General features: G+C 72.7%; 23 protein-coding genes. 14 read left to right on the forward strand and 9 right to left on the reverse strand.

All coding sequences use genetic code 11. The features are described from left to right. Positions 1-48: 48 nt before the first annotated feature. Positions 49-1,140, reverse strand: coding sequence for a hypothetical protein (locus tag ITJ55_RS15075; protein ID WP_194596142.1), 1,092 nt, complete (start codon positions 1,138-1,140; stop codon positions 49-51). Between the two features lie 173 nt (positions 1,141-1,313). On the opposite strand from ITJ55_RS15075, the gene ITJ55_RS15080 reads away from it, so the two are divergent. Together ITJ55_RS15080 and ITJ55_RS15085 are read left to right on the forward strand one after the other, a co-directional pair. Next, entirely contained in the window at positions 1,314-2,189 is an 876-nt protein-coding gene (locus ITJ55_RS15080; RefSeq protein WP_194596143.1) for a cation-transporting ATPase, read from the forward strand. Between the two features lie 190 nt (positions 2,190-2,379). Beyond that, a complete protein-coding gene (locus ITJ55_RS15085) occupies positions 2,380-3,414 on the forward strand; it encodes a YdcF family protein (RefSeq protein WP_194596144.1) in 1,035 nt (344 codons plus the stop codon). A gap of 120 nt (positions 3,415-3,534) precedes the next feature. Here ITJ55_RS15085 and ITJ55_RS15090 read toward each other — a convergent pair whose 3' ends face one another. Beyond that, positions 3,535-4,944 carry an MFS transporter gene (locus ITJ55_RS15090; RefSeq protein WP_194596145.1) on the reverse strand — a complete coding sequence of 470 codons (1,410 nt, stop codon included), beginning with the start codon at positions 4,942-4,944 and terminating at the stop codon, positions 3,535-3,537. Beyond that, positions 4,941-5,393, reverse strand: coding sequence for a MarR family winged helix-turn-helix transcriptional regulator (locus ITJ55_RS15095; RefSeq protein WP_194596146.1), 453 nt, complete (start codon positions 5,391-5,393; stop codon positions 4,941-4,943). The genes ITJ55_RS15090 and ITJ55_RS15095 overlap by 4 nt, the downstream gene beginning before the upstream one ends. A gap of 86 nt (positions 5,394-5,479) precedes the next feature. On the opposite strand from ITJ55_RS15095, the gene ITJ55_RS15100 reads away from it, so the two are divergent. From ITJ55_RS15100 to ITJ55_RS15135, 8 genes are all read left to right on the forward strand, one after another. Continuing rightward, entirely contained in the window at positions 5,480-6,706 is a 1,227-nt protein-coding gene (locus tag ITJ55_RS15100) for a multidrug effflux MFS transporter (protein WP_194596147.1), read from the forward strand. A gap of 139 nt (positions 6,707-6,845) precedes the next feature. After that, the gene (locus ITJ55_RS15105; protein WP_194596148.1) at positions 6,846-7,265 is read left to right on the forward strand and encodes a VOC family protein; all 420 of its coding nucleotides are present in this window, start codon (positions 6,846-6,848) and stop codon (positions 7,263-7,265) included. A gap of 136 nt (positions 7,266-7,401) precedes the next feature. After that, positions 7,402-8,154, forward strand: coding sequence for an SDR family NAD(P)-dependent oxidoreductase (locus ITJ55_RS15110; protein ID WP_194596149.1), 753 nt, complete (start codon positions 7,402-7,404; stop codon positions 8,152-8,154). A 151-nt stretch (positions 8,155-8,305) separates the two neighbouring features. Next, positions 8,306-8,983, forward strand: coding sequence for a response regulator transcription factor (locus tag ITJ55_RS15115; protein WP_194596150.1), 678 nt, complete (start codon positions 8,306-8,308; stop codon positions 8,981-8,983). After that, on the forward strand, positions 8,976-10,640 hold the full coding sequence (locus tag ITJ55_RS15120; RefSeq protein ID WP_370544195.1) for an ATP-binding protein: 1,665 nt from the start codon (positions 8,976-8,978) through the stop codon (positions 10,638-10,640). Before ITJ55_RS15115 ends, ITJ55_RS15120 begins: the two co-directional genes overlap by 8 nt. 326 nt (positions 10,641-10,966) lie before the next feature. Then, on the forward strand, positions 10,967-11,524 hold the full coding sequence (locus tag ITJ55_RS15125) for a PepSY domain-containing protein (RefSeq protein ID WP_194596151.1): 558 nt from the start codon (positions 10,967-10,969) through the stop codon (positions 11,522-11,524). A gap of 107 nt (positions 11,525-11,631) precedes the next feature. Next, entirely contained in the window at positions 11,632-12,507 is an 876-nt protein-coding gene (locus ITJ55_RS15130) for an alpha/beta hydrolase (RefSeq protein WP_194596152.1), read from the forward strand. A gap of 9 nt (positions 12,508-12,516) precedes the next feature. Continuing rightward, positions 12,517-13,566 carry a biotin/lipoate A/B protein ligase family protein gene (locus ITJ55_RS15135; RefSeq protein WP_194596153.1) on the forward strand — a complete coding sequence of 350 codons (1,050 nt, stop codon included), beginning with the start codon at positions 12,517-12,519 and terminating at the stop codon, positions 13,564-13,566. A gap of 88 nt (positions 13,567-13,654) precedes the next feature. On the opposite strand, the gene ITJ55_RS15140 is transcribed toward ITJ55_RS15135, so the two are convergent. Then, positions 13,655-13,939 carry a GNAT family N-acetyltransferase gene (locus ITJ55_RS15140; protein WP_056261111.1) on the reverse strand — a complete coding sequence of 95 codons (285 nt, stop codon included), beginning with the start codon at positions 13,937-13,939 and terminating at the stop codon, positions 13,655-13,657. A 71-nt stretch (positions 13,940-14,010) separates the two neighbouring features. Here ITJ55_RS15140 and ITJ55_RS15145 point away from each other — a divergent pair, with 71 nt between their 5' ends. Continuing rightward, on the forward strand, positions 14,011-14,871 hold the full coding sequence (locus ITJ55_RS15145; RefSeq protein WP_194596154.1) for a site-specific DNA-methyltransferase: 861 nt from the start codon (positions 14,011-14,013) through the stop codon (positions 14,869-14,871). On the opposite strand, the gene ITJ55_RS15150 is transcribed toward ITJ55_RS15145, so the two are convergent. The 4 genes from ITJ55_RS15150 to ITJ55_RS15165 form a co-directional block, all read right to left on the reverse strand. After that, positions 14,828-14,992 carry a hypothetical protein gene (locus ITJ55_RS15150; protein WP_194596155.1) on the reverse strand — a complete coding sequence of 55 codons (165 nt, stop codon included), beginning with the start codon at positions 14,990-14,992 and terminating at the stop codon, positions 14,828-14,830. The genes ITJ55_RS15145 and ITJ55_RS15150 overlap by 44 nt on opposite strands. Further along, a complete protein-coding gene (locus ITJ55_RS15155) occupies positions 14,989-15,159 on the reverse strand; it encodes a hypothetical protein (protein WP_194596156.1) in 171 nt (56 codons plus the stop codon). The genes ITJ55_RS15150 and ITJ55_RS15155 overlap by 4 nt, the downstream gene beginning before the upstream one ends. A 178-nt stretch (positions 15,160-15,337) precedes the next feature. After that, a complete protein-coding gene (locus ITJ55_RS15160) occupies positions 15,338-15,910 on the reverse strand; it encodes a MarR family winged helix-turn-helix transcriptional regulator (protein WP_194596157.1) in 573 nt (190 codons plus the stop codon). A gap of 440 nt (positions 15,911-16,350) precedes the next feature. Beyond that, positions 16,351-18,180, reverse strand: a complete 1,830-nt coding sequence (locus ITJ55_RS15165; RefSeq protein WP_194596158.1) for an MDR family MFS transporter — start codon at positions 18,178-18,180, stop codon at positions 16,351-16,353. 149 nt (positions 18,181-18,329) lie between these two features. Here ITJ55_RS15165 and ITJ55_RS15170 point away from each other — a divergent pair, with 149 nt between their 5' ends. Beyond that, positions 18,330-19,151, forward strand: coding sequence for a M15 family metallopeptidase (locus ITJ55_RS15170; protein ID WP_194596159.1), 822 nt, complete (start codon positions 18,330-18,332; stop codon positions 19,149-19,151). Between the two features lie 5 nt (positions 19,152-19,156). After that, positions 19,157-19,402, forward strand: a complete 246-nt coding sequence (locus tag ITJ55_RS15175; protein ID WP_194596160.1) for a hypothetical protein — start codon at positions 19,157-19,159, stop codon at positions 19,400-19,402. A gap of 104 nt (positions 19,403-19,506) precedes the next feature. On the opposite strand, the gene pgm is transcribed toward ITJ55_RS15175, so the two are convergent. Then, a complete protein-coding gene (gene pgm, locus ITJ55_RS15180) occupies positions 19,507-21,126 on the reverse strand; it encodes a phosphoglucomutase (alpha-D-glucose-1,6-bisphosphate-dependent) (RefSeq protein ID WP_194596161.1) in 1,620 nt (539 codons plus the stop codon). 69 nt (positions 21,127-21,195) lie between these two features. Between pgm and pheA the strand changes: the two genes are divergently transcribed. Continuing rightward, on the forward strand, positions 21,196-22,149 hold the full coding sequence (gene pheA / locus ITJ55_RS15185) for a prephenate dehydratase (RefSeq protein ID WP_194596162.1): 954 nt from the start codon (positions 21,196-21,198) through the stop codon (positions 22,147-22,149). The last annotated feature ends 58 nt before the right edge of the window (positions 22,150-22,207 follow it).

Here is a 22,207-nt window from a genome sequence, read left to right on the forward strand (position 1 = left end):
CCTAGGTGACCCCGGGGGCGTGGCCGCGACGGGGCGGCTGCCCCGACGTCAGGCGGAGTGCGTGAGCGGGGCGGCTTCGCGCTCGCCGACGGCGGCGTCGACCGGGCCGGCCAGGGCGGCGGCGGCCTCGGTGGGCGTCGTGGCCGGCGTCCGGCGCGAGGTCAGGAAGTCGAGGCGGGCGGCCTCGCGAGCCGACTCGCGGTCGAGTTCGGCCTGCCGAGCGGCGGCACGCGAGGCAGCGAGCGTGCGGGCGTTCTCGCGGGCCCGGGCGGCGGCGGCCGAGGAGGCGCGGCGTGCGGTCGCTCCCGTGGCCCGGGCGGCGACGACGGCTCCGGCTGCGGTGGCCCGACCGCCGTGGCGCACGCCGTCCCAGGTCGAGCGGGCAGCCGGTCGGGCGTGGGTCGCGACCGTGCCTCCGGTCGTGCGGAACCAGGCGGCGACCACGGGGGTGGTGCGACGGACCCAGGCCACGGTCGCACGCGCGGCACGCCGCACGGCACGGGCGGTGGCCCGACCGGCTCGCGTGAGGGCGTCGCCGACGGCGTGGGCCGCGGCGACGGCGTGGGCGGCGGCGGTCGAGAGGGCGGGACGCAGCCGGTCGGCGAGCGTGGGCCCGGCCGGAGCGGCGTCGACGGCCGCGGTCGTGGCGGTCTCGTCGGGCCCGTGCGCGGGGGGCGGCACGGTCGCGGAGGCCGGGACGGCGGAGGTGGGGAGGGTGCTGGTCGGGAGGGTGCGGGTCGGCGCGGCGACGACGGCGACCGCGGGGGCGGACGCGAGCGCGGCGGTGACGGCGGGGCGTCCTGCGGGCGTGACCCGCGCCTCCCGGGGTGCCGGTGCGGGCACGACGGGCGCCGCCGCCGCGGAGTGATCGTCGGCCGGGGCCCGTTCGGGTTCGTCGTGGGGGAGGGCTCCGAGGAGGCGGTCGGCCAGGCCGACGAGCGCGACGGCGATGCCGCCGACGGCGAGGGCGGCACCGAGCAACCAGACGCCGACCGTGACGAAGTCGAGTTCACCGAGCGGCATGAACCCGCCCGAGAAGAGCCCCACGCTCGCCAACCGGAAGGTCGCGGCCATGACGAGCGCGGCGCCGGAGGCCAGCATGGCCAGCGCGACCCACCCCGTGACTGCTGCCTTGCCCATGCGACACCTCCTGGCGCGGGACGGCTCACCGACGGTCGGTCCGGGCGGATGTCCCCTGCGAATGTAACCCCGACGAGGGCTCGACCGTAACCCGTGCGGCCGGACGCGCCGCTCCCGGGGGATGCTCGGCTTCTGCGGGGGCTCTTCGGATGTCGGGCCGGGAGGATCGGGTCATGGCCAACTTCGACCGTCTCCTGGGTGCCGCCGCGCGTGCGCTCGGCAATTCCTCTTCTTCTTCGTCGGGCCGCGGTGGCGCGTCCGGCGGCTCGACCGACTGGCGCGACATGGTGCGCAAGGTCTCCGACAAGGTGACCGGCGACGACCGGCAGGGTGGGCAGCAGGGCCCCCAGGGCGGGTACGGCTCCCCGCAGGGCGGGCAGAGCCCCTCGCAGGGCGGGTACGGCTCCCCGCAGGGCGGTGCCGGGCGTCCGGCCACCGGTGGCCACGCCCCGCAGGGGTCGGCGGCCGACCGTGCCGCCCTGGCCAAGTACGACTACCTGCTGCAGACGGCGCCGCCGCAGCAGCTCGAGCAGGTGCACCGTGACGCGTTCGAGCGGCTCACGCCCGAGCAGCGACAGCAGGTGCTCGCCCGGCTGAGCGCCGAGGTGCCCGCCGGCGAGCGACCGGCGTCGAGCGAGCCCGCCGACCTCGCGCGGGCGGCGACCCGGGGCGAGACCACCCACCCCGGCCTGATGAAGCGCGTGCTCGGCAGCACCGGCGGCAAGGTCGCGGCGGGTGCCGCGGTCGGTGCGGGCGTGGCCGGCGTCGCGGGCCTCGCCGTGGCCGTGGCCGGTGCGGCCGCCGTCAGCAGCGTCGCCCTGCCGCTGCTGGGCGACGCGGTGGCCTCGGGCATCGACTTCGACCAGCTGACGAACGGGTTCGGCTTCGAGGGGCTCGACGGGCTCACCGCCGGCGGCGAGGAGTACCTCGGCGGCCTGGGCGACCAGGTCGGCGGGCTGGGCGAGCAGGTCGGCGGGCTGGGCGACCAGCTCGGCAGCCTCGGCGAGGGGTTCCAGATCCCCGGCCTGGGCAACCTCTTCGACCGCTGACCGCACGGCTCACGTCGTGAGACCCCACGATGTCGCGGAGACCCCACGATGTCTCCGAGACCCCGGCGCGCGCTCGGGGGTCCGAGCGGCTTCCTGGGGTCTCACGACCGCAGGGGCCTCACGACAGCAGGGGTCTCACGACAGCAGGCGGCTCGCGGCGACGGGGGGCTCGCGACGGTAGCCTCGGGCCATGACCGCGATCTCGGCCGGCATCGCCCTCGTCTTCTTCCTGCTCTTCGTGGCGTCCCGTCGACGCGACGCCCGGCGGTTCCGCAACGGTGTGTTCCTCTTGATGGCCGGCGGCTTCGCGGTCGTGGCCCTGTCGGGGTTGCTCGTCGCGGCGTTCCCGCCCCTCGTGTTCGTGTTCGTTATCGCCGCGGTGCTCGTCCCCGTCCTGGTGCTCGCACTGGCCGTCTTCGCGATCGCCAACGGCGTGACGATGCTGCGGTCCGAGGGGCGCAGCCTCGGCAACCTGCTGTCGTTGCTCGTCGGCGTCGCGCTGATCGGCGTGCCGTTCGTGGTCGCCGTGCTCGTCGAGTCGGGTCGACGCTCGACCGTGCCCGCGCTGCAGGACGTCACCTTCGGGCTCGGCGTCGTCGTCGTCTTCGTGACCGGGTACGCCGCCCTCACCTTCGCCGCGTTCACGCTCTGGTCGCTGGTCTACGCGCGGCCCCGGGTGCGTGAGCAGCCCGACGCCTTGATCGTGCTCGGGTCCGGGCTGATCCGGGGCGAGGTGCCGCCGTTGCTGCGCAGCCGCCTCGACCGAGCCCTCGCGATCTACCGGGCCACCCCTGCGGGGGTGCGTCGTCCGGTGCTCGTGCCCTCGGGCGGGCAGGGGGCCGACGAACCACGGCCCGAAGGCGCGGCCATGGCCGAGTACCTGATCGCCCAGGGGGCCGACCCGGCCGACGTGCACCCCGAGACCGAGTCGCGCTCGACCCGAGAGAACCTCGTGCTGTCGGGGCGGGTGCTCGCCGAGGCCGGTCGCACCGGGCCGACCCTCGTCGTGACGAACAACTACCACGTGTTGCGGGCGGCGCTGCTCGCCCGTGACACGGGCAGCAGCGCCGACGTCGTCGGGTCGCCGACGGCCGCGTACTACGTGCCGAGCGCCTTCTTGCGCGAGTGGGTCGCCGTGATGGTCGAGCACAAGCTGCTCAACCTGCTCTTCGTCGCACCGTTCGTGGTGCTGCTCGCGTCGCTGCTGGTCTACGCGCGGGTCTGACCGACGCGACGGGCGTGGTGGCGCCGCGCCGCGCCTCCTGCGCGACCGGACGCGGGCGTGCGGGGCGGTCCGTCGCGGCCGCGCGTGCACGACGGCTTCGCCCGCCGTGCGTCCGTGCCGTCAGGAGGGGCGGGTCGCGGTGCCCTCGTCGACGGCGAGCTCGGTCGCGGCCTCGTCGCGTTCGCGGGCGACCGCCGCGGCGTCGCGGACCCGCGCGGCCGCCCCGTCGCCGTCGTGCTGCAGGCGGTAGTGGAACCGGCCGGCACCGAGCAGCGGCAGGGCACCGGTCACGGGGTCGGGCTCGCCGTCGTGGACGCGTCGGACGCGAAGGTGCTGCCCACGCACGAGCCACGCGACCGCGACGCCGGCCGCCACGAAGCCCGACGCCGCCGCGACCCCGATCGCCCAGCGTGGGCCGGCGACGTTCGCGACCCAGCCGACCACCGGGGCGCCGAGCGGGGTGCCGCCGGTGAAGACCGCCATGTAGAGCGCCATGACGCGGCCGCGCATGCGCGGTGCCGTCGTGAGCTGCACGGTGGCGTTGGCGGTCGTCATCAGCGTGATCGACGCGAGCCCCACGGTGACCAGGACGGCCGCGAAGCTCCAGTAGGTCGGCATGAGCGCCGCGACGAGGCAGGTCACGCCGAAGGCGAGGGCGGCCGTGACGAGCACCCGCCAGCGGGGCTTCTCACGCCGGGCCGAGAGCAGGGCACCGACCAGCGAGCCCACCGCGATCGACGACGACAGCAGGCCGAACCCGCTGGCGTCCACGCCGAACTCGACGCTCGCCATGGTCGAGGTGAAGATCGCGAAGTTGAGGCCGAAGGTGCCGATGACGAAGACCATGACGAACACGACGACCAGGTCGGGCCGTGACCGCACGTAGCGGAACCCCTCTCGGATCTGCCCCTTCGCCCGCGACACGGCCGGCTTGAGTTCGAGCTGGGCGACGCGGATGAAGCGCAGCGACAGCAGCACGGCGGCGAACGACCCGGCGTTGATGACGAAGACCCACCCGGTGCCGATCGTCGCGATCAGGACGCCGGCGACCGCGGGGCCCACCAGGCGCGCCCCGTTGAACGACGCGGAGTTGAGGCTGACGGCGTTGGTGAGGTGCCCCGGGGGGACGAGCTCGGAGACGAAGCTCTGTCGCACGGGCGCGTCGATCGCGGCGGCCACGCCGAGCAGCAGCGCGAAGAGGTAGACCATCCAGAGCTGCACGCTGTCGGTCAGCACGAGCAGGCCCAGGCCGAGCCCGAGCAGGCCCATGCTCAGCTGCGTGACCATCAACAGGCGTCGGCGGTCGAAGCGGTCGGCGATGAGCCCGGTGATCGGCACCATCAGGATCGGCGGGGCGAACTGCAACGCCATCGTGATGCCGAGGGCCGTGGCGTCGTTGTCGGTCAGGTCGGTGAGGACGAGCCAGTCCTGCGCCGTGCGCTGCATCCAGGTGCCGACGTTCGAGACGAGGGCCCCGGCGAACCAGAGGCGGTAGTTGAACAGCGACAGGCTGCGGAACATCGCGGTCACGAGCGGGTCAGCTTCCGCAAGATGTCGGTGGCCTCGGCCAGGGTGCGGCGTTCGTCGGCGGTCAGGGCCGTGAGGCGGGGCAGCAGCCACTCGTCGCGGCGTCGGCGCGTCTCGAAGACGAACGCCGCGCCGGCCTCGGTGGTCTCGAGCAGCACCCGCCGCTTGTCTTCGTCGTCCACGGTGCGGCGCAGCAGGCCGGCGTCGACGAGCTTGCCGACGGTGCGGTTCATCGACGGGGGAGTCACGCCCTCGTGCGCCGTCAGCGCCCCGATCGTCAGGGGTTGGTTCTGCACGACATAGCCGAGGGCGGCCATCTGGGCGTCCGTGACGTCGGCGTCGGCCTTCTGCTGCCGCAGGCGACGGGCGAGGCGCAGCACGGCCCCACGGACGTCGGTGGCGAGCTGGGCGTGGGGAAGGGCACGGGAGGCGGGAGGCGCGGAGTCGGTCATCGTCGGGCCACGATACTCGTTTAGTTCGGCTAAGTAAACGTCTGGTCGACCGGGCGGGCGGGCGGCGTGCGCCTAGGCTCGGACCGATGAGCGACGACGACGTCCCGACCGAGCCGAGCCGCCCCTCCTGGCTGTCCGGGCGGGGGTCGGTGCTGACGGTGGCGCTCATCGTGGGCATCTCGCCGTTCGCGACCGACATGTACATCCCCGCCCTGCCGGCGATCGCGCGCGACCTCGGCGCCACGACGGCCGAGGTGCAGCTCAGCCTCACGGCCTTCCTCGTCGCGTTCGCCGTCGGTCAGATCGTGATCGGCCCGATCAGCGACGGACGGGGCAGGAGGCGCGTCCTGCTGGGCGGGACACTGCTGTTCGCCCTCGCCTCGATCGCCTGCGCCGTGGCCCCCGACGCGGCCACCCTCGTGGTGGCGCGCGTCGCGCAGGGGCTCGGCGGTGCGGCGGGCTCGGTGGCGGCCCGCGCCATGGTGGGGGACTCGACGACGGGTCTGGTGCGCAGCCGGCTCTTCGCGACCCTCGCGGCGATCAACGCCGTCGGGCCGGTGGTCGCCCCGCTCGTCGGCGGCGTCGTGCTGTCGGTGTCGACCTGGCGGGCGACGTTCGTCGTCCTCGCCGTGCTCGGGGCGGGGTTGACCTGGGCCGCCGCGCGTCGCCTGCCCGAGACCCTCGTCGACCCCGAACCGGGTGCGGGCTCGCTGCTCGCCTCGCTGCGTCGGATGGGCACCCTGCTGGCGATGCCGAGGTTCCGCTGGTACCTCGTGACGGGCTGCGCGGCGACGATCGGGTTCTTCTCGTACATCGCGACGTCGTCGTTCGTCTTCCAAGAGCAGTACGGCTTCGGCGAGGGCCTCTACACGCTCGTCTTCGCCTCGAACGCGTCGTGCATGATCGCCTCGACCCTCGTGTTCCGCCGGCTCGTGGGGCGCTTCGCCGAGGACCACCTCTTCACCGCGGGGCTCGTCACCTGCACGGTCGGTTCGGCCCTCGTGCTGGTCGGGGCACTGACCGGTCTCGGCCCGGCGCTGATCTGGCCGGCGCTGGCGCTGGTGACCGCGGGCTGGGGGTGGGTCATCCCCGGGTCGATCACCCTGACGCAGGCCCTCGGGCACCGGGCGCCCGGCACCGCCGCCGCGCTCGCCGGCGGCCTGCAGTTCGGGCTCGGTGGCGCGGCGACCCCGCTCGCCGGGGCACTCGGCGGCACCGCCGTCGTCATGGGCGCGCTGATGCTCGGCTTCATCGCCACCGGGCTGGCCGTGCAGGCGTGGGCGTCGTCGCGAGGCGGCAGCCCGGCGACCTGAGCCCGGCCACCTGACCCCGGCGACCTCGCCGCGGCGACGCGACCCGCGCCTCCTGCGGTCGACAGGGGGTGGTGCGGCGGACGTCGCGGTGCCACCCTGGGCTCGACGTCGACCGGCGCCGCGACCCGAGGAGGACACCGTGACCGTGCAACTCACCCCGTACCTGGCGTTCCGCGACCAGACGCGCGAGGCCTTCGACTTCTACGCGTCGGTGTTCGGCGGCAGCCCGACGTTCAGCACCTACGGCGAGTTCGGCGTCGGCACGCCGGACGAGGCCGACAAGGTCATGCACGGCCAGTTGCAGACGCCGTCGGGCCTGCTCTTGATGGGGGCCGACCGACCGGACTCGGTCCCGCTCGAGGATGCGAGCAGCGTCTCGCTGTCGCTCTTCGGTGGTCCCGACGACGCGGACGAACTGACCGGCTGGTTCGAGGCGCTCGCCGAGGGCGGCACCGTGCACGAGGCGCTGGCCCAGGCGCCGTGGGGCGACTCGTTCGGCATGGTCGACGACCGGTACGGCCAGCACTGGATGGTCAACATCGGCGGCGCCGCGGCCTGAACCCCGGCCCGGGGCGGCCTCGGACGAAAACGACACGTGTTGCCTGCGAATGCATGCAGGCGTATGTTCACAGGCGGGCTCGTCGATGAGCCCGACCGGCCCCGACGGTCGGCCCCGATCGAGGAAGGCACGCATCATGGCACGGTTCAGCGACAAGACGGCACTCGTCACCGGCGGAGGCAGCGGCATCGGCGCCGCGATCTCGCGCTCCCTGGCGGCCGAGGGCGCCTCGGTCGTCGTCACCGACATCAAGCTCGACGCGGCGCAGGGCGTCGTCGACCAGATCGTCTCCGCGGGCGGCACGGCCGTGGCGTTCGAGCAGAACACCGCCAAGCCCGAGCAGTCCGAGGCGGCCGTCGAGTTCGCCAAGACCACCTACGGCGCACTGCACCTCGCTGTCAACAACGCTGGCATCGGTGCCCCGGCCGCCGACATCGGCGACTACGACATCGCCGCCTGGGACCGCGTCCGTTCGGTCGACCTCGACGGCGTCTTCTACGGCCTGCGCTACCAGCTGCCCGCGATGGTCGAGGCCGGCGGCGGCGCGATCGTCAACATGAGCTCGGTGCTCGGCTCGGTGGGCATCGCCCAGAACGCGGCCTACGTCGCGAGCAAGCACGCCCTGGTCGGCCTGACCAAGGTCGCGGCGCTCGAGTACTCGGCGCGGGGCGTCCGCACGAACGCGGTCGGCCCCGGCTTCATCGACACGCCCCTCGTGCGCTCGTCGCTCGACGGCGACGCCCTCTCGTACCTCGAGTCGCAGCACGCCACCGGCCGCCTGGGCACCGACGCCGAGGTCTCGGCCCTCGTGCTGTTCCTGCTGAGCGACGACGCGTCGTTCGTCACGGGTAGCTACCACCTCGTCGACGGCGGCTACTCGGCGCGCTGACGCGACGACCCGAGGAGGCGCGGTGCGGGCGGTCCCGCACCGCGCCTCCTGCCCGTCCCAGCCCCGTTGCCCGCCCACTTCAGCCCCGCTTCAGCGCTCGCCCGCCATGATGGGCACGACGCGCATCCGGCGCGGCTGAGGGAGGGCCACCGTGCGCGTGCTCGTCGTCGAGGACCAGGCGACCCTGGCCGAGGGGTTGCGGCTCGGGCTCGAGGCCGAGGGCATCGCGGTCGACGTCGCGGCGACCGGCACCGACGGGCTCTGGCGGACCCGTGAGGGCAGCTACGACGTGGTCGTCCTCGACATCATGCTGCCCGGCCTCAGCGGTTACGCCGTTTGCGGGGCGATGCGCGAGGGCGGCGACTGGACGCCCGTCATCATGCTGACCGCCAAGGACGGCGAGTGGGACCAGGTCGAGGCCCTCGACACCGGTGCCGACGACTACCTGACCAAGCCGTTCTCGTTCGCCGTGCTGCTCGCGCGGCTGCGCGCCCTCGTCCGCCGCGGCGCCCGCGAACGCCCCGTCGTGCTCGAGGCCGGCGACCTGCGCGTCGACCCCGCCTCGCGCAGCGTCCACCGTGGTGACGTCGAGGTCGAGCTGACCAGCCGCGAGTTCGCCGTCCTCGAGTTCCTCATGAGGCACGCGGGCAGCGTGGTCACGAAGCGCGAGGTGCTCGACGGCGTCTGGAACGACGACTTCGAGGGCGACCCCAACATCGTAGAAGTCTACGTCCGGCACCTGCGCAACAAGGTCGACCGGCCCTTCGGCCGTGAGGCCATCGTCACGCTGCGCGGGGCGGGCTACCGCCTGGAGGCGCGGGGTGGCTGAGCGAGCCGGCCGCGACCGCGTCACCGGGCCCGCCCCGACCGTCGGCGGCAGGCCGGGCCGGGCGCGACGGGCGTCGCTGCGGTCCCGCATCACGGGCGCGGCCGTGCTCGCCGTCGCCCTGACCCTCGGGGCGTTCACGCTCGTCTTCGCGCTCGTGCAGCAGGCCGTCCTCGCCGACGCCCCGCGCCAGGCCGCCTCGGCCGACGTGGACCGGGCCGTGTCGGCCCTCGCCATCGGCTCGTCCCCGGCCGTCGCCGTCGCGGGCGAGGCCGACGGGGCCCTGGTCGTCGTGACCGACGCGTCCGGGCGGGTGCTGGCCTCGGGGGGCGACGACGACCTCACGGGCCTCGCCTCGTCGATCGGGTCGGCCGCCTCGGGCGAGCGCGTGAACCTCGACGGCGACGAGTTCGTGGTCGAACGGCAGGACGTCGGCGTCGAGAGCACGTCGACGCCGACCCCCGTCGTGCCCGAGACGACCCCGACGCCGACGACGACCCCGACCCCGACCCCGTCCGAGGCGACCGACGACGACTCCGGCGGCGGCTCGGGCTCGGGCTCGGACGACGACTCGGGTGGCGGCTCGGGCTCGGACGACGACTCCGGTGGCGACTCCGGCGGCGGCTCGGCCTCCGACGACGCGTCGGCGAGCCCACAGGCGTCCACCGCGCCCGTCGAGACGGTCACGACCGAGTACGCCGTCGTGGCCGCGCGCTCCCTCGGTGAGGCGAGCGCCGCCTCCTCGGCCAGCCTCGTCACGCTCGGCATCGCGATCCCGGTGGCACTGCTGGTGCTCGGGGTCACCACGTGGCTGGTCGTCGGCAGGGCCCTCCGCCCGGTCGAGTCGATGCGTCGCGAGGTCGACTCCGTCACGGCGCAGAGCCTGTCGCACCGGTTGCCCGACCCCGGCGGCAGCGACGAGATCGCCCGCCTCGCCCACACGCTGAACGGCATGCTCGACCGGCTGGACTCGTCGGCGACGGCCCAGCGGCGCTTCGTCGGCGACGCCTCGCACGAACTGAAGACCCCGCTCGCGACGATCCGCCAGCACGCCGAGGTCGCCCTGCGGCACCCCGGCAGCATCGACGGCGTCGCGCTGGCCGGCACCGTCCTCGGTGAGGAGGCGCGGCTGACGGCGCTCGTGCAGGGCCTGTTGGTCCTCGCGCGGGCCGACGAGGGTGCCCTCGGCGTCACCCGACGCCCGGTCGACCTCGACGACCTCGTGCTCGCCGAGACGGCCCGGCTGCGCGACGCGCCGCCGGTCGCCGGCCGCGGCCCGCTCGGCGTGGACGCGACCGCCGTGGGCCCCGCCCGGGTCGACGGCGACGAGGGCCTGCTCGGCCAGGTCGTGCACAACCTCGTGGCCAACGCGGCTCGCCACGCCGACTCCCGGGTGGCGGTCGCCCTCGCCGAGCGCGACGGACGCGTCGAGCTGATCGTCGACGACGACGGCGCGGGCGTCGCCGAGGCCGACCGCGAGCGGGTGTTCGAGCGCTTCGTGCGGCTCGACGAGGCGCGCGCCCGCGACTCGGGCGGCAGCGGGCTCGGGCTCGCCATCGTGCGCGAGATCGTCCGCGTCCACGGAGGCGCGGTGTCGGTCACGGCCTCGCCCCTCGGTGGTGCCCGCTTCGTGGTGACGCTGCCGCGCGGCGCAGCCTGACGAGGGCGCCCCGCCCGGCCCTGCCCGCCCCGCCCCGCCCCGCCCGGCCCTGCCCGCCCCGCCCGGCCCTGCCCTGCCCTGCCCTGCCCTGCCCTGCCCCGCCCCGCCGAGCACCGCGTTTCGTGCACGGCACCGTGTCTAGACGCGGTGCGGTGCACGAAAGGCGGTGTGCCGGGTCGGGGGCGCGCGACCGGGCCGACCCGCGCCTCCTGAACGGTTCTTCAGGTGGCTTCAGCACGGCTTCAGTGCCCGGTCGAGAGGGTGTGGTCACCAGCTCGACAGAGCACTCGACCGGCCGCCCCGCGGCCCCACGAACGGAGCGAACCATGCTGAAGAACGCCCTCACCACGAAGAAATCCCTGCTGATCGCCGGAGGCATCGCCGGCGTGCTCGTCCTCGGCGGCGGCGGCGTGGCCGTGGCCTCGGGCCTCGACGACGACCGCGTGTCGACGCAGACCCGCGACCTGGCGCAGGAGGCGGCGCTCGCCGAGACCGGCGGAGGCACCGTCACCGAGGTCGACACCCTGGACGACGGGCTCGTCGGCTACGAGGTCGAGGTCGTGCTGCCCGACGGCCGCGAGGCGAAAGTGCTGCTCGACGGGGACTACGCGGTCACGTCGAGCCGCGTCGACGACGACGCGTCGCGGTCGGTGACGACGCCGGCCCACGGGTCGGACGACGACTCGTCGCCGGACGACGACTCGTCCACCCCGTCGGCGACGCCGACCCCGGTGGTCGGTGACGACTCGGCCGGGTCGACGCCCACGCCCGTGGCGGTCGACGACGCGCTCGGTTCGGCGGCGACGCCGACGCCCGTGGCGGACGACCACGGTCGCGACCACGACCACGACGACGACGACCACGGCCGCGACGACGACCACTAGGCCGACCCTCGACCGACCCGGCGTCACGACGGGCCGCCACCCGCGAGGTCGCGGCCCGTCCCGGCGTCGTGGGGGAGAACTCCCTGGCCGGGTGGAAGACTCGACCCATGCCCACCTTCTCCGCCGCCCGAGGCGACTTCACCTTCGTCGACGCCGACGGCGTCACGGTCCACTACTACGTCTGGCGTGCCGCGTCGGCGCGGGGCGTCGTCCAGCTCGCGCACGGCGTCGCCGAGCACGCGCTGCGCTACGAGCGGCTGGCGAACGACCTCGTGCGGGCCGGCTACACGGTCTACGCCGACGACCACCTGGGGCACGGCGAGACCGGCCTCGGCCAGTGGGACGGCGACCACGCGAAGCTCGGGCGGCTCGGGCCGTCGGGCCTCCGCGGCACGATCGCCGAGGTCGTCCAGCTCGCGGGCATCGCCCGCGCCGAGAACCCGGGCCTGCCGCTCGTCGGGCTGGGGCACTCGTGGGGCTCGCTCATGGTGCAGAAGATCGTCGACCGCCGGGCGTCGCTCTTCGACGCCGTCGTGTTGAGCGGCACCGCGTACCGGGTGCCCGGCAGCATGAACGGCGGCGACCTCAACAAGAGGCACGCCCACGAAGGCGGCACCGGGTACGAGTGGCTCAGCCGCGACCGCGACGTGGTCGCGCGCGCCGAGGCCGACCCCCTGATGACCGTCGCGACGGTCGTCGACCTGTTCGGCTACCGCGACGCCCTGCGCCTGTTCGGTCGACCGTCGCGGTCGCTCGACGCCGACCCGCCCGTGTTGATCCTGGTCGGCAGCGACGACACCCTCGGCGGCGAGCAGAGCGCCCGCAAGCTCGCCGACGCCTACGTGAACCGCAGCCGGCTGAGCGACGTCGAGCTGATCGTCTACGACGGTGCCCGACACGAGGTCTTCAACGAGACCAACCGCTACGAGGTCGTGGCCGACCTGGTGCGATGGCTCGACGAGCGCGTCGGGCAGCGGGCATAGGCTGCCCCCATGCACGGTGAGTACAAGGTCCCAGGCGGAAAGCTCGTGGTCGTCGACCTCGACGTGAGAGAGGGCCGCATCGCCGGGTTCCGGCTCGCGGGCGACTTCTTCCTCGAGCCCGACACGGCGCTCGACGCCATCGACCGGGCGGTCAACGGCCTGCCGGTCGAGTCCGACGCCGCCACCATCACGGCGGCGATCAGGCAGGGCCTGCCGAGCGACGCCGTCCTGCTCGGCTTCACGCCCGAGGCCATCGCCGTGGCCATCCGCCGCAGCCTCTCGAAGGCCACCGACTGGCGCGACTACGACTGGCAGATCGTGCACGACGCCCCCGTCTCGCCCAACCTCCACCTCGCGCTCGACCAGGTGCTCACCGAAGAGGTCGGTGCCGGCCGGCGCGGGCCGACGTTGCGCTTCTGGGAGTGGGACCAGCCCGCCGTCGTGATCGGCAGCTTCCAGTCGCTGAAGAACGAGGTCGACCTCGACGCCGCGTCGGCGCACGGCTTCGAGGTCGTCCGGCGCATCAGCGGTGGCGGCGCCATGTTCATGGACGCCCAGTCGATCGTCACCTACTCGCTCTACGCCCCGGGCGAGCTCGTCCAGGGCATGAGTTTCGCCGACTCGTACGCCTACCTCGACGAGTGGGTCATCACCGCCCTCAAGTCGCTCGGCATCGACGCGTTCTACCAGCCGCTCAACGACATCACGAGCGCCAAGGGCAAGATCGGCGGGGCCGCGCAGAAGCGGCTCGGCAACGGCGCCCTGCTGCACCACGCCACCATGTCGTACGACATGGACGGCGACAAGATGGTGCAGGTGCTGCGCATCGGGCGCGAGAAGATGAGCGACAAGGGCACGACGAGCGCCGCCAAGCGCGTCGACCCGCTGCGCAGCCAGACCGGCCTGCCCCGCGCCGAGATCATCGAGCGCCTCAAGCAAACCTTCACCGGGCTCTACGGGGCGACCGAGGGCCACGTCACCGAGGCCGAACTCGAGAAGGCCGAGCAACTCGTCACCTCGAAGTTCGCCACGCCCGAGTGGTTGGCCCGGGTGCCCTGAGGGCGAGACGCTCGCCGACGAGGCGACCCGCGCCTCCTCGGCCAGGCCGCGGTCGGCGGACGGGCCGCGGTCGGCGGACGGGCCGCGCTCAGCGGTCGAGCAGCTCGCGGTAGTCGACGTGGTCCTCGACGAAGTCGACCACGAACGGGCAGAGCGGCACGACCCTCAGGTCGGTGTTCGCGCGGACGTCGTCGAGGGCGCCCTGCACGAGCTGCGCGCCGAGGCCGGCCGACCGGCGACTGGGCTCGATCTCGGTGTGCGTGAAGCGGATCTCGTGGCCGACGACGTCGTAGGCCGCGAAGCCGACGGTCTCGCCGTCCTCGACGAGGGCGTACTGGTTCTGGGTGGGACGGTTCTCTACCTCGGTGGTCATCCCGACACGCTACGCGCCCCCGGTCGCGAATCGGGCACGTGTCGGTGCCCGGCAGGCAGCAGAATGGACGGATGCCCCTCGACTGGACCAGCGCCTCCCCGAGCCTCGTGGTCCACGGCGACAACCTCGACGTGACGGCCCAGCTGCCCGACGGCGGGTTCACGATCGTCTACCTCGACCCTCCGTTCAACACCGGGCGGCAGCAACGGCGCCGGTCGACGACGTCGGTGCGCAGCGCAGAGGACTCGGTCACCGCGGTGACGGGCTTCAAGGGCGTGCAGTACGAGCGCATCCGCGGCGACCTGATGGGCTACGACGACCGGTTCGAGGACTACTGGTCGTTCCTCGAGCCGCGCCTGGCCGAGGCGTGGCGGCTGCTCGCGGCCGACGGCACGCTCTACCTGCACCTCGACTACCGCGAGGCCCACTACGCGAAGGTGCTGCTCGACGCCCTGTTCGGGCGCGACTGTTTCTTGAACGAGATCATCTGGGCCTACGACTACGGCGCGAAGAGTCGCAACCGGTGGCCGACCAAGCACGACACGATCCTGGTCTACGTCAAAGACCCGAAGAGCTACCACTTCGACTCCACGAGCGTCGACCGCGAGCCCTACATGGCGCCGGGCCTCGTGACGCCCGAGAAGGTCGCCCGGGGCAAGCTGCCGACCGACGTGTGGTGGCACACCATCGTCTCGCCGACGGGTCGCGAGAAGACCGGCTACCCGACCCAGAAGCCCGAGGGGGTGCTGCGGCGCATCGTGCAGGCGTCCAGTCGCGAGGGCGACTGGGTGCTCGACTTCTTCGCCGGCAGCGGCACGACCGGCGCCGTGGCCGAGGCCCTGGGGCGGCGTTACCTGCTCGTCGACAGCAACGACGAGGCGGTGGGCGTCATGCGCAGGCGGTTGCCGTCGGCGCGGGTCGAGTCGACCTGACGGGGTGCAGGTCGGCGGCCGAGACCACGGTCGTGACCGAGCCGCGGACGAACGACACGAGCTGCTCGTGCGTGAGGCCCTGCATCTGCTGGGCCGAGAGGCCCGCCGAGGTGCTGCTCATCGGATCACTCCGAGTGCGAGCAGCAGGGCGGCGACCAGGCTGACGCTGGCCCCGGTCGCGGCCGTCGCGATGACGGCGAGCGTCCGCTGGCGGGCGGTGTCGCGCACCTCCGAGAAGGTGCTGCGGGTGGACGGGCGGTCGCTGCGAGCGACGTCGATCGTGGTCATGTCCGGCTCGTCTCCGGCACCCCTGCGGTGCCTGGCTGAACGGTGGTGGTGCTTCTGACGGTCACGACGCCGCCGTGAACCGGCGTCGTGCGGTCAGCCTGTCACGAGACGTCTAGCCGATCTAGTGAGTTCACCAGCTGTTCGCACAGCGGCTAGCACAGCCCCCGGGAGGCGCGGGTCAAGAGGTCGCGTCGCCCGCCGCGGTGATCGTGGCCGGCCCGCCCTCGCCCTCGCCGTCGACGTGGTGGTCGTCGATCTCGATCGCGGCCGTCATGCGCTGCAGGAAGCCCACGACGACGGCGGCCTGGTCGGGGTCGAGCGACTCGGCGGTCGAGATCATGCGGGCGTGCATCGCGGCCATCGTGTCGCGCACCTCGGAGTTCGACTCACCGGTGGCGGTCAGCAGCACGCCTCGCTTGTCGGTCGGGTGCGGATGGCGCAGCACGTGCCCGCTCGCTTCGAGCCGGTTGATCAGCACCGAGGTCGAGGCGGAGGTGATCTTCAGCTGCGTCGCCAGTTCTTTCGCACTGACGCTCTCACCCCGACGTTGGGCCCTCAACAAGAACCGCAACGCGGCGAGGTCGGTGTCGTTCATCTTCATCGACTTGCGGGTGCGGGCCCGCATGGCGACCTCGGCGGCGCGGTAGGCACGCAGGGTGTTCAGCACGGTGACGCCGCGTTCTTCGGAGCTGCTGCTGTACCAGTAACCGGACGCATCGAAGGGCGCGGCGGTGGCGTGCTGATCGGGCATGGGGCGAGTGTAGCCCATGTCGCTAGGTCGTCTAGCTAAAATCTAGGGGCTGATCGGGCATTTCTCGATCTGTCAACCCCTGTCTGCACGCGGGGCCGAGTTCTAGGCTCAGAGGGTCCGCCTCGCGTGGGCAGAGGCGTCCCGCCGTGTCGAACGGAGCTTCACGCAGGGATCGATTCGGTGGGGCGTCCCGTGACGAGAAAGGCCGCACGCCCGGTGGGCATGCGGCCTTCGGTCGTCTCGCCTCCCGCGTGAGCTTCACGGGCAGGGAACGCCGGACGCGAGACGATCCGTTCGGTGCCGAAGCACCGCCGGGAGAACGCTACCCGACACCTGCCGCCTCGCGACACCAGCTCGCGCGCATCCGTCGTCGGCCGACGACCGGCGGCGACCGCCGGCGACCGGCGGCGACCGGCGCGCGGACCCCGTCGGTGCCGGGCTCAGCGCCCCGGTGCTGCCTCGTCGTGGCGTTCGCCGACCGGCACGACGTCGATCGACCCCGTGTCGGGTGCGACGAGCGAGCCGGTCCGGGCGGCGGCCGCCTGGGCCGACAGGGCGGCGTCGGCCGCGACGGCGGCACGTGCGTCGTCGGCTGCCTCGTCGATGGCCGACTTCTGCCGCAGCGGCGTGGCCTTGAGGAAGAAGCTCAGCACGAAGGCGACCAGGACGACGGCCAGGGCCACCCAGAACACCGTGACGGCCGCGTTCGCGAAGCCGTCGAGGAACGGCGCGGCCAGTCGTCGGTCGGCCGTGTTGAGGAACGACGTGTTGCCGTCGAGGGCCCCGCTCACCTGCGACGTGTCGCCGCTGCCCGCCGCCTGGTACAGCTTGAGGATCGCCGCGTTGGCCGGGTCGGACAGCACCGACTGGTCGGCGAGGGCCGCCTGGGCGCGGGCCTGCAGGCTCGAGTCGGCGAAGGCCGCCGCGATCGTCTGCGGGATGCGACTGAACAACACCGAGAAGAGCACCGCGGTGCCGAGCGTTCCGCCGATCTGTCGGAAGAACGTCGACGCCGAGGTCGCGACGCCGATGTCACGAGCACCGACCGAGTTCTGCGAGGCGATGGTCAGCGTCTGCATCAGCTGACCGAGCCCCAGGCCGACGAGCAGCATGCCGACCATCATGAACCAGTAGGGCTTGTCGAACGAGAGGTTCGTGAACCAGAAGAACCCGGCGACCATGAACGCGGTGCCCGTGATCGGGAAGACCTTGTACTTGCCGGTGCGCGAGATGAGCTGGCCGGCGACGATCGACGAGATCATCAGGCCCGCGATCATCGGCAGCATCTGGAAGCCGCTCTCGGTCGGCGTGGCACCGTTCACGAGCTGCAGGTACAGCGGCACCGTGAGCAGCGCGCCGAACATGCCGAAGCCGACGAGCACGCCGAGCACGGTGGCCATCGAGAAGGTCGCGTTGCGGAAGAGCTTCAGCGGGATCAGGGCGTCGTCGCCCATCGAGCGCTCGATCACCACGAACGCGACGATGCCGACGGCCCCGATCACGTAGCACGCGAAGGCCCCGGGCGAGCTCCAACCCCAGGTGCGGCCTTGTTCGGCCACGAGCAGCAGCGGCACGGCGGCCACGATGACGGCCGCGGCCCCGAACCAGTCGATGCGGACGTTCTCGCGGCGCTTCTGGCCGGGGATGTGCAAGAACCGCACGACGATGAACAGGGCCACGATGCCGATCGGCACGTTGATCAGGAACACCCAGCGCCAGCCGGTGACGAAGAGGATCTGGTCGGCGCCGGCGAAGAGCCCCCCGACGAGCGGCCCGATGACGCTCGAGATGCCGAAGACGGCCAGGAAGTACCCCTGGTACTTGGCGCGTTCACGCGGGGCCAGGATGTCGCCCATGATCGTCAGCGGCAGCGCCATGAGGCCGCCGGCGCCCATGCCCTGGATCGCCCGGAAGATCGCGAGCTGGTACATGCTCTCCGAGAAGCCGGCGGCGATCGACCCGAGCAAGAAGATCGAGATGGCGATCAAGAACAACGGTCGGCGGCCGAAGATGTCGCTGAGCTTGCCGTAGATCGGCGTCGAGATGGTCGACACGACCAGGTAGGCGGTGGTCACCCACGCTTGCAGGCTGAGTCCGTCGAGGTCGTCGGCGATCGTGCGCATCGAGGTGCCGACGATCGTCTGGTCGAGGGCCGAGAGGAACATGCCAGCCATCAGGCCGAAGATGACGTAGAGGATCTGACGGTGGGTCATGAGGCCCTCGCGTTCGGCGGGGGCCGTGGTCGTGGGGGCGGGGACAGCGCTCGACATGATGTCTTCCGGTCTGGTGAGGAGGGGCGCGACTCGACATTGCGCGGTACGCAAAGTTACTTCACGGGCAAGAATTCGACAAGAAGAGGGATCGTCCGTTCCTCCCTCGCACGCCGGCCCTGACGCCACCCATGACTAGGCTCGACGCGATGTCTCGACGCCCCTCCCTGCCGCGCCCTGCGACGACCGTCCTGGCCGTCGTCCTCACCACGGGCCTGCTCGCCGCCTGCTCGGGCGGTGCATCCGAACCGAGCTCGAGCCCGGCCCCGAGCACGTCGGCCGCGACCGCGACACCGACGGCCACCGAGACCCCGACCCCGACCGAGGAGGCGCCTCCCACGTCCCCCACGACACCCGCGTTCGACAAGACGGCCCTGTCGGTCGACGACCCCGCCAGCCTCTGGGTCGTCAGCGACAAGCTGCGTCCGCTCGATCCGGTCGACTACGCACCCACCGACCTCGTCACGCCCGACGTCGTCCACCAGAACCCACCCACGCTGCGGGCCGAGCCCGCTGCCGCCGTGGTGGCGATGTTCCAGGCCGGCGAGGCCGAGGGGGCCGGGTCGTTCCAGGTGCAGAGCGCCTACCGTTCGTACGACACCCAGGTCAGCGTCTACGCCGGCTGGGTGCAGCGCCTCGGCCAGGCCCAGGCCGACGCCCAGAGCGCACGCCCGGGCTTCAGCGAGCACCAGACCGGGCTCGCCCTCGACATCAGCCCGGTGCCGCTGAGCTGCGCGCTGCAGGCGTGCTTCGGCGACACGACCCAGGGGCGGTGGCTGGCGGCGAACGCGTGGCGCTTCGGCTTCTTGCTGCGCTACCCGGCCGACAAGGTCGCCGTGACCGGCTTCACCTACGAGCCCTGGCACTTCCGGTACGTCGGCGTGCCGCTCGCGACCGAGATGCACGACACGGGCGTGACCACGCTCGAGGAGTTCTTCGGCCTGCCCGCCGCTCCCGACTACGCCCGCTGACGCACGTGTTCGTCCGACGCCCGCCCTCTGACGAGAAGCCCGCCACGGGCTGGCAGCTCGTCGTCATCGGTCTGGTCTTCATCGCCCTCGGCGTCGGGGCGTTCCTGGCCTTCAGCTACTGGGACTGGCAGGGGCGCATCGAGGGGCTCGCCCTGTTCGGCGTGCCGATCGGCATCGTGGTGATCATCTGGGGCATCACCCGGCTCGTCCGTGACGCGGTGCGCATCCGACGGGCCCGCCGCGCCAGCTGACGCCGGAGCCCGCCACCGGAAGACGGGCGTGTCCAGCGGACAGGGGCGACCGTAGTCGCCCGTCGTCGCCGGACAAGCCCGTCGGGCGATGCGGGAGGCCCGGTTCAGGCGCCCAGCGCCGCGTCGACGATCGTCTTGGCCTCGGCCTGCACGCGGGCCAGGTGCTCGGGGCCCTCGAACGACTCGGCGTAGATCTTGTAGACGTCCTCGGTGCCGCTCGGGCGGGCGGCGAACCAGGCCTTGTCGGTGACGACCTTGACGCCCCCGACGGCCGCATCGTTGCCCGGAGCCTTGCTGAGCTTGGCCGTGATGCGGTCGCCCGCCAGCTCGGTGGCCTCGATGGCGTCGCCGTCGAGCTTGCCCAGACGGGTCTTCTGCTCTTTGGTGGCGGCCGCGTCGACCCGTTGGTACACCGGGTCGCCGAACTTCTCGACCAGCTCGGTGTACAGCTGCGAGGGGGTCTTGCCCGTCACGGCGATGATCTCGCTCGCGAGCAGGGCCAGCAGGATTCCGTCTTTGTCGGTCGTCCAGACGGTGCCGTCCTTGCGCAGGAAGGACGCACCGGCGCTCTCTTCGCCACCGAACGCGACCGAGCCGTCGACCAGGCCCGGGACGAACCACTTGAACCCGACCGGGACCTCCCACAGGCGACGCCCGTGCGACTCGGCGACCTTGTCGATGATGCTCGACGAGACGAGGGTCTTGCCGATCGCCGCGTCGTCGCGCCACTCGGGGCGGTGCGTGTAGAGGTAGTCGATGGCCACGGCGAGGTAGTGGTTCGGGTTCATCAGGCCGCCGTCGGGCGTGACGATGCCGTGGCGGTCGGCGTCGGCGTCGTTGCCGGTCAGCACGTCGAACTCGTCCTTGCGGTGCACGACGCTGGCCATGGCCGAGGGGCTCGACGGGTCCATGCGGATCTTGCCGTCCCAGTCGAGCGTCATGAAGCGCCAGGTCGGGTCGACGCCCGGGTTCGTGACGGTCAGGTCGAGGCCGTAGACGTCGCGGATGGCGCCCCAGTACTCGACGCTCGCGCCGCCGAGCGGATCGGCACCGATCTTGACGCCGGCCGCCTTGATGGCGTCGATGTCGATGATGTTGACGAGGTCGCCCACGTAGCCGCGCAGGAAGTCGTGGCGGCCGGGGGTGCCGACGCCGCGCTTCACGTCGACGTTGCTGGCGGCGATGATGTCGTTGGCCCGGTTCGCGATCCACGTGGTGGCGTCGCTGTCGGCCGGGCCGCCGTGCGGCGGGTTGTACTTGAAGCCGCCGTCACGGGGCGGGTTGTGGCTCGGGGTGACGACGATGCCGTCGGCCTTGTCGGTGTTCGCCGGGTCGTTGTTGTAGACCAGGATCGCGTGGCTCAGCGCAGGAGTCGGCACGTAGCCGCCCTCGGCGTCGGCCAGCACCGTGACGTCGTTGCCGGTCAGCACCTCGACGGCGGTGCGCTCGGCCGGGCCGCTCAAGATGTGGGTGTCGCGCCCGATGAACAGCGGGCCGGTGATGCCCTGCCCGGCGCGGTACTCGACGATCGCCTGCGTGATGGCGGCGATGTGGGTCTCGTTGAACGCCGCGTCGAGCGACGAGCCGCGGTGACCCGAGGTGCCGAAGACGACCTTCTGCTCGACCTTCGTCACGTCGGGGACGAGGTCGTAGTACGCGGCCGAGACCGCTTCGGGGTCGATCAGGTCGCTGGCTTCTGCGGGGGTTCCGGCACGGTCGGTCATGGGGACATCCTGGCACCAGCCGACGACCTTCGTCGCGGTGCCCCGACGGCTCTCAGTAGGCTCCTCGACATGCCGACCCGCGCCTCCTCGACGACCTACAGCTACCTCGGGCCCGCGGGCACCTTCACCGAGGCGGCGCTGAAGCAGGTGCCCGAGGCCGTCGGCGCCACCTGGAAGAGCGTCAACAACGTCGGAGAGGCGCTCGCCGACGTCGTCTCGGGCGTCAGCACCGCGGCGATGATCGCCATCGAGAACAGCGTCGAGGGCGGCGTCAGCGCCACGCAGGACGCCCTCGCCACGGTGCCGGGCCTGCGCATCGTGGGCGAGTACCTGGTCCGCGTGAACTTCGTGCTCGTCGCCCGACCCGGGACGCGCCTCGAGGAGGTGCGGCTCGTCAACGCGCACCCGGTCGCCTACGCGCAGACCCACCGCTGGCTCGAACGCACCCTGCCGGGCCACGGGCACCTGCCGGCCTCGTCGAACGTGGCCGCCGCCGCGTCGCTGCTCGAGGCGGGCGGGGCCGGGGGCTCCGCGGACGCCGCGGTCGCGCCTCCCGGCATCACCGACCACCACGACCTCGAGGTGCTCGCCCGCGAGATCGGCGACAACGACCAGGCCGTCACGCGCTTCGTGCTGGTCAGTCGCACCGTGCCCGTGCCGCCCGCGACCGGGGCCGACAAGACCAGCCTGATCGTCGAGCTGCCGACCGACGGCTCGGGTGCGCTGGTCGACATGCTCGAGCAGTTCGCGACGCGCGGCATCAACCTGAGCCTCATCCAGTCGCGACCGATCGGCGACGCCCTCGGCCGGTACCGGTTCGTCATCGACCTCGAGGGGCACGTGCTCGACGAGCGCGTCGCCGACGCGCTGCTCGGGCTCAAGCGGTTCAGCCCGAACGTGATGTTCCTCGGGTCGTACCCGCGCGCCGACGGGGCCCCTGCCGAGGTCTCGTCGCGCTACGTCGACGAGGCGTTCGTCGAGGCCCGTGACTGGCTACGGGGCCTGATCAGCGGCCTGCGCTGACGCACGGACGCCCCCGTCCCGCGACCCGGGCTCCGGGTAGGGGGAAGGAGGCGTCGTG

The organism is Frigoribacterium sp. VKM Ac-1396, assembly GCF_015350895.1.
GTDB lineage: Bacteria > Actinomycetota > Actinomycetes > Actinomycetales > Microbacteriaceae > Frigoribacterium.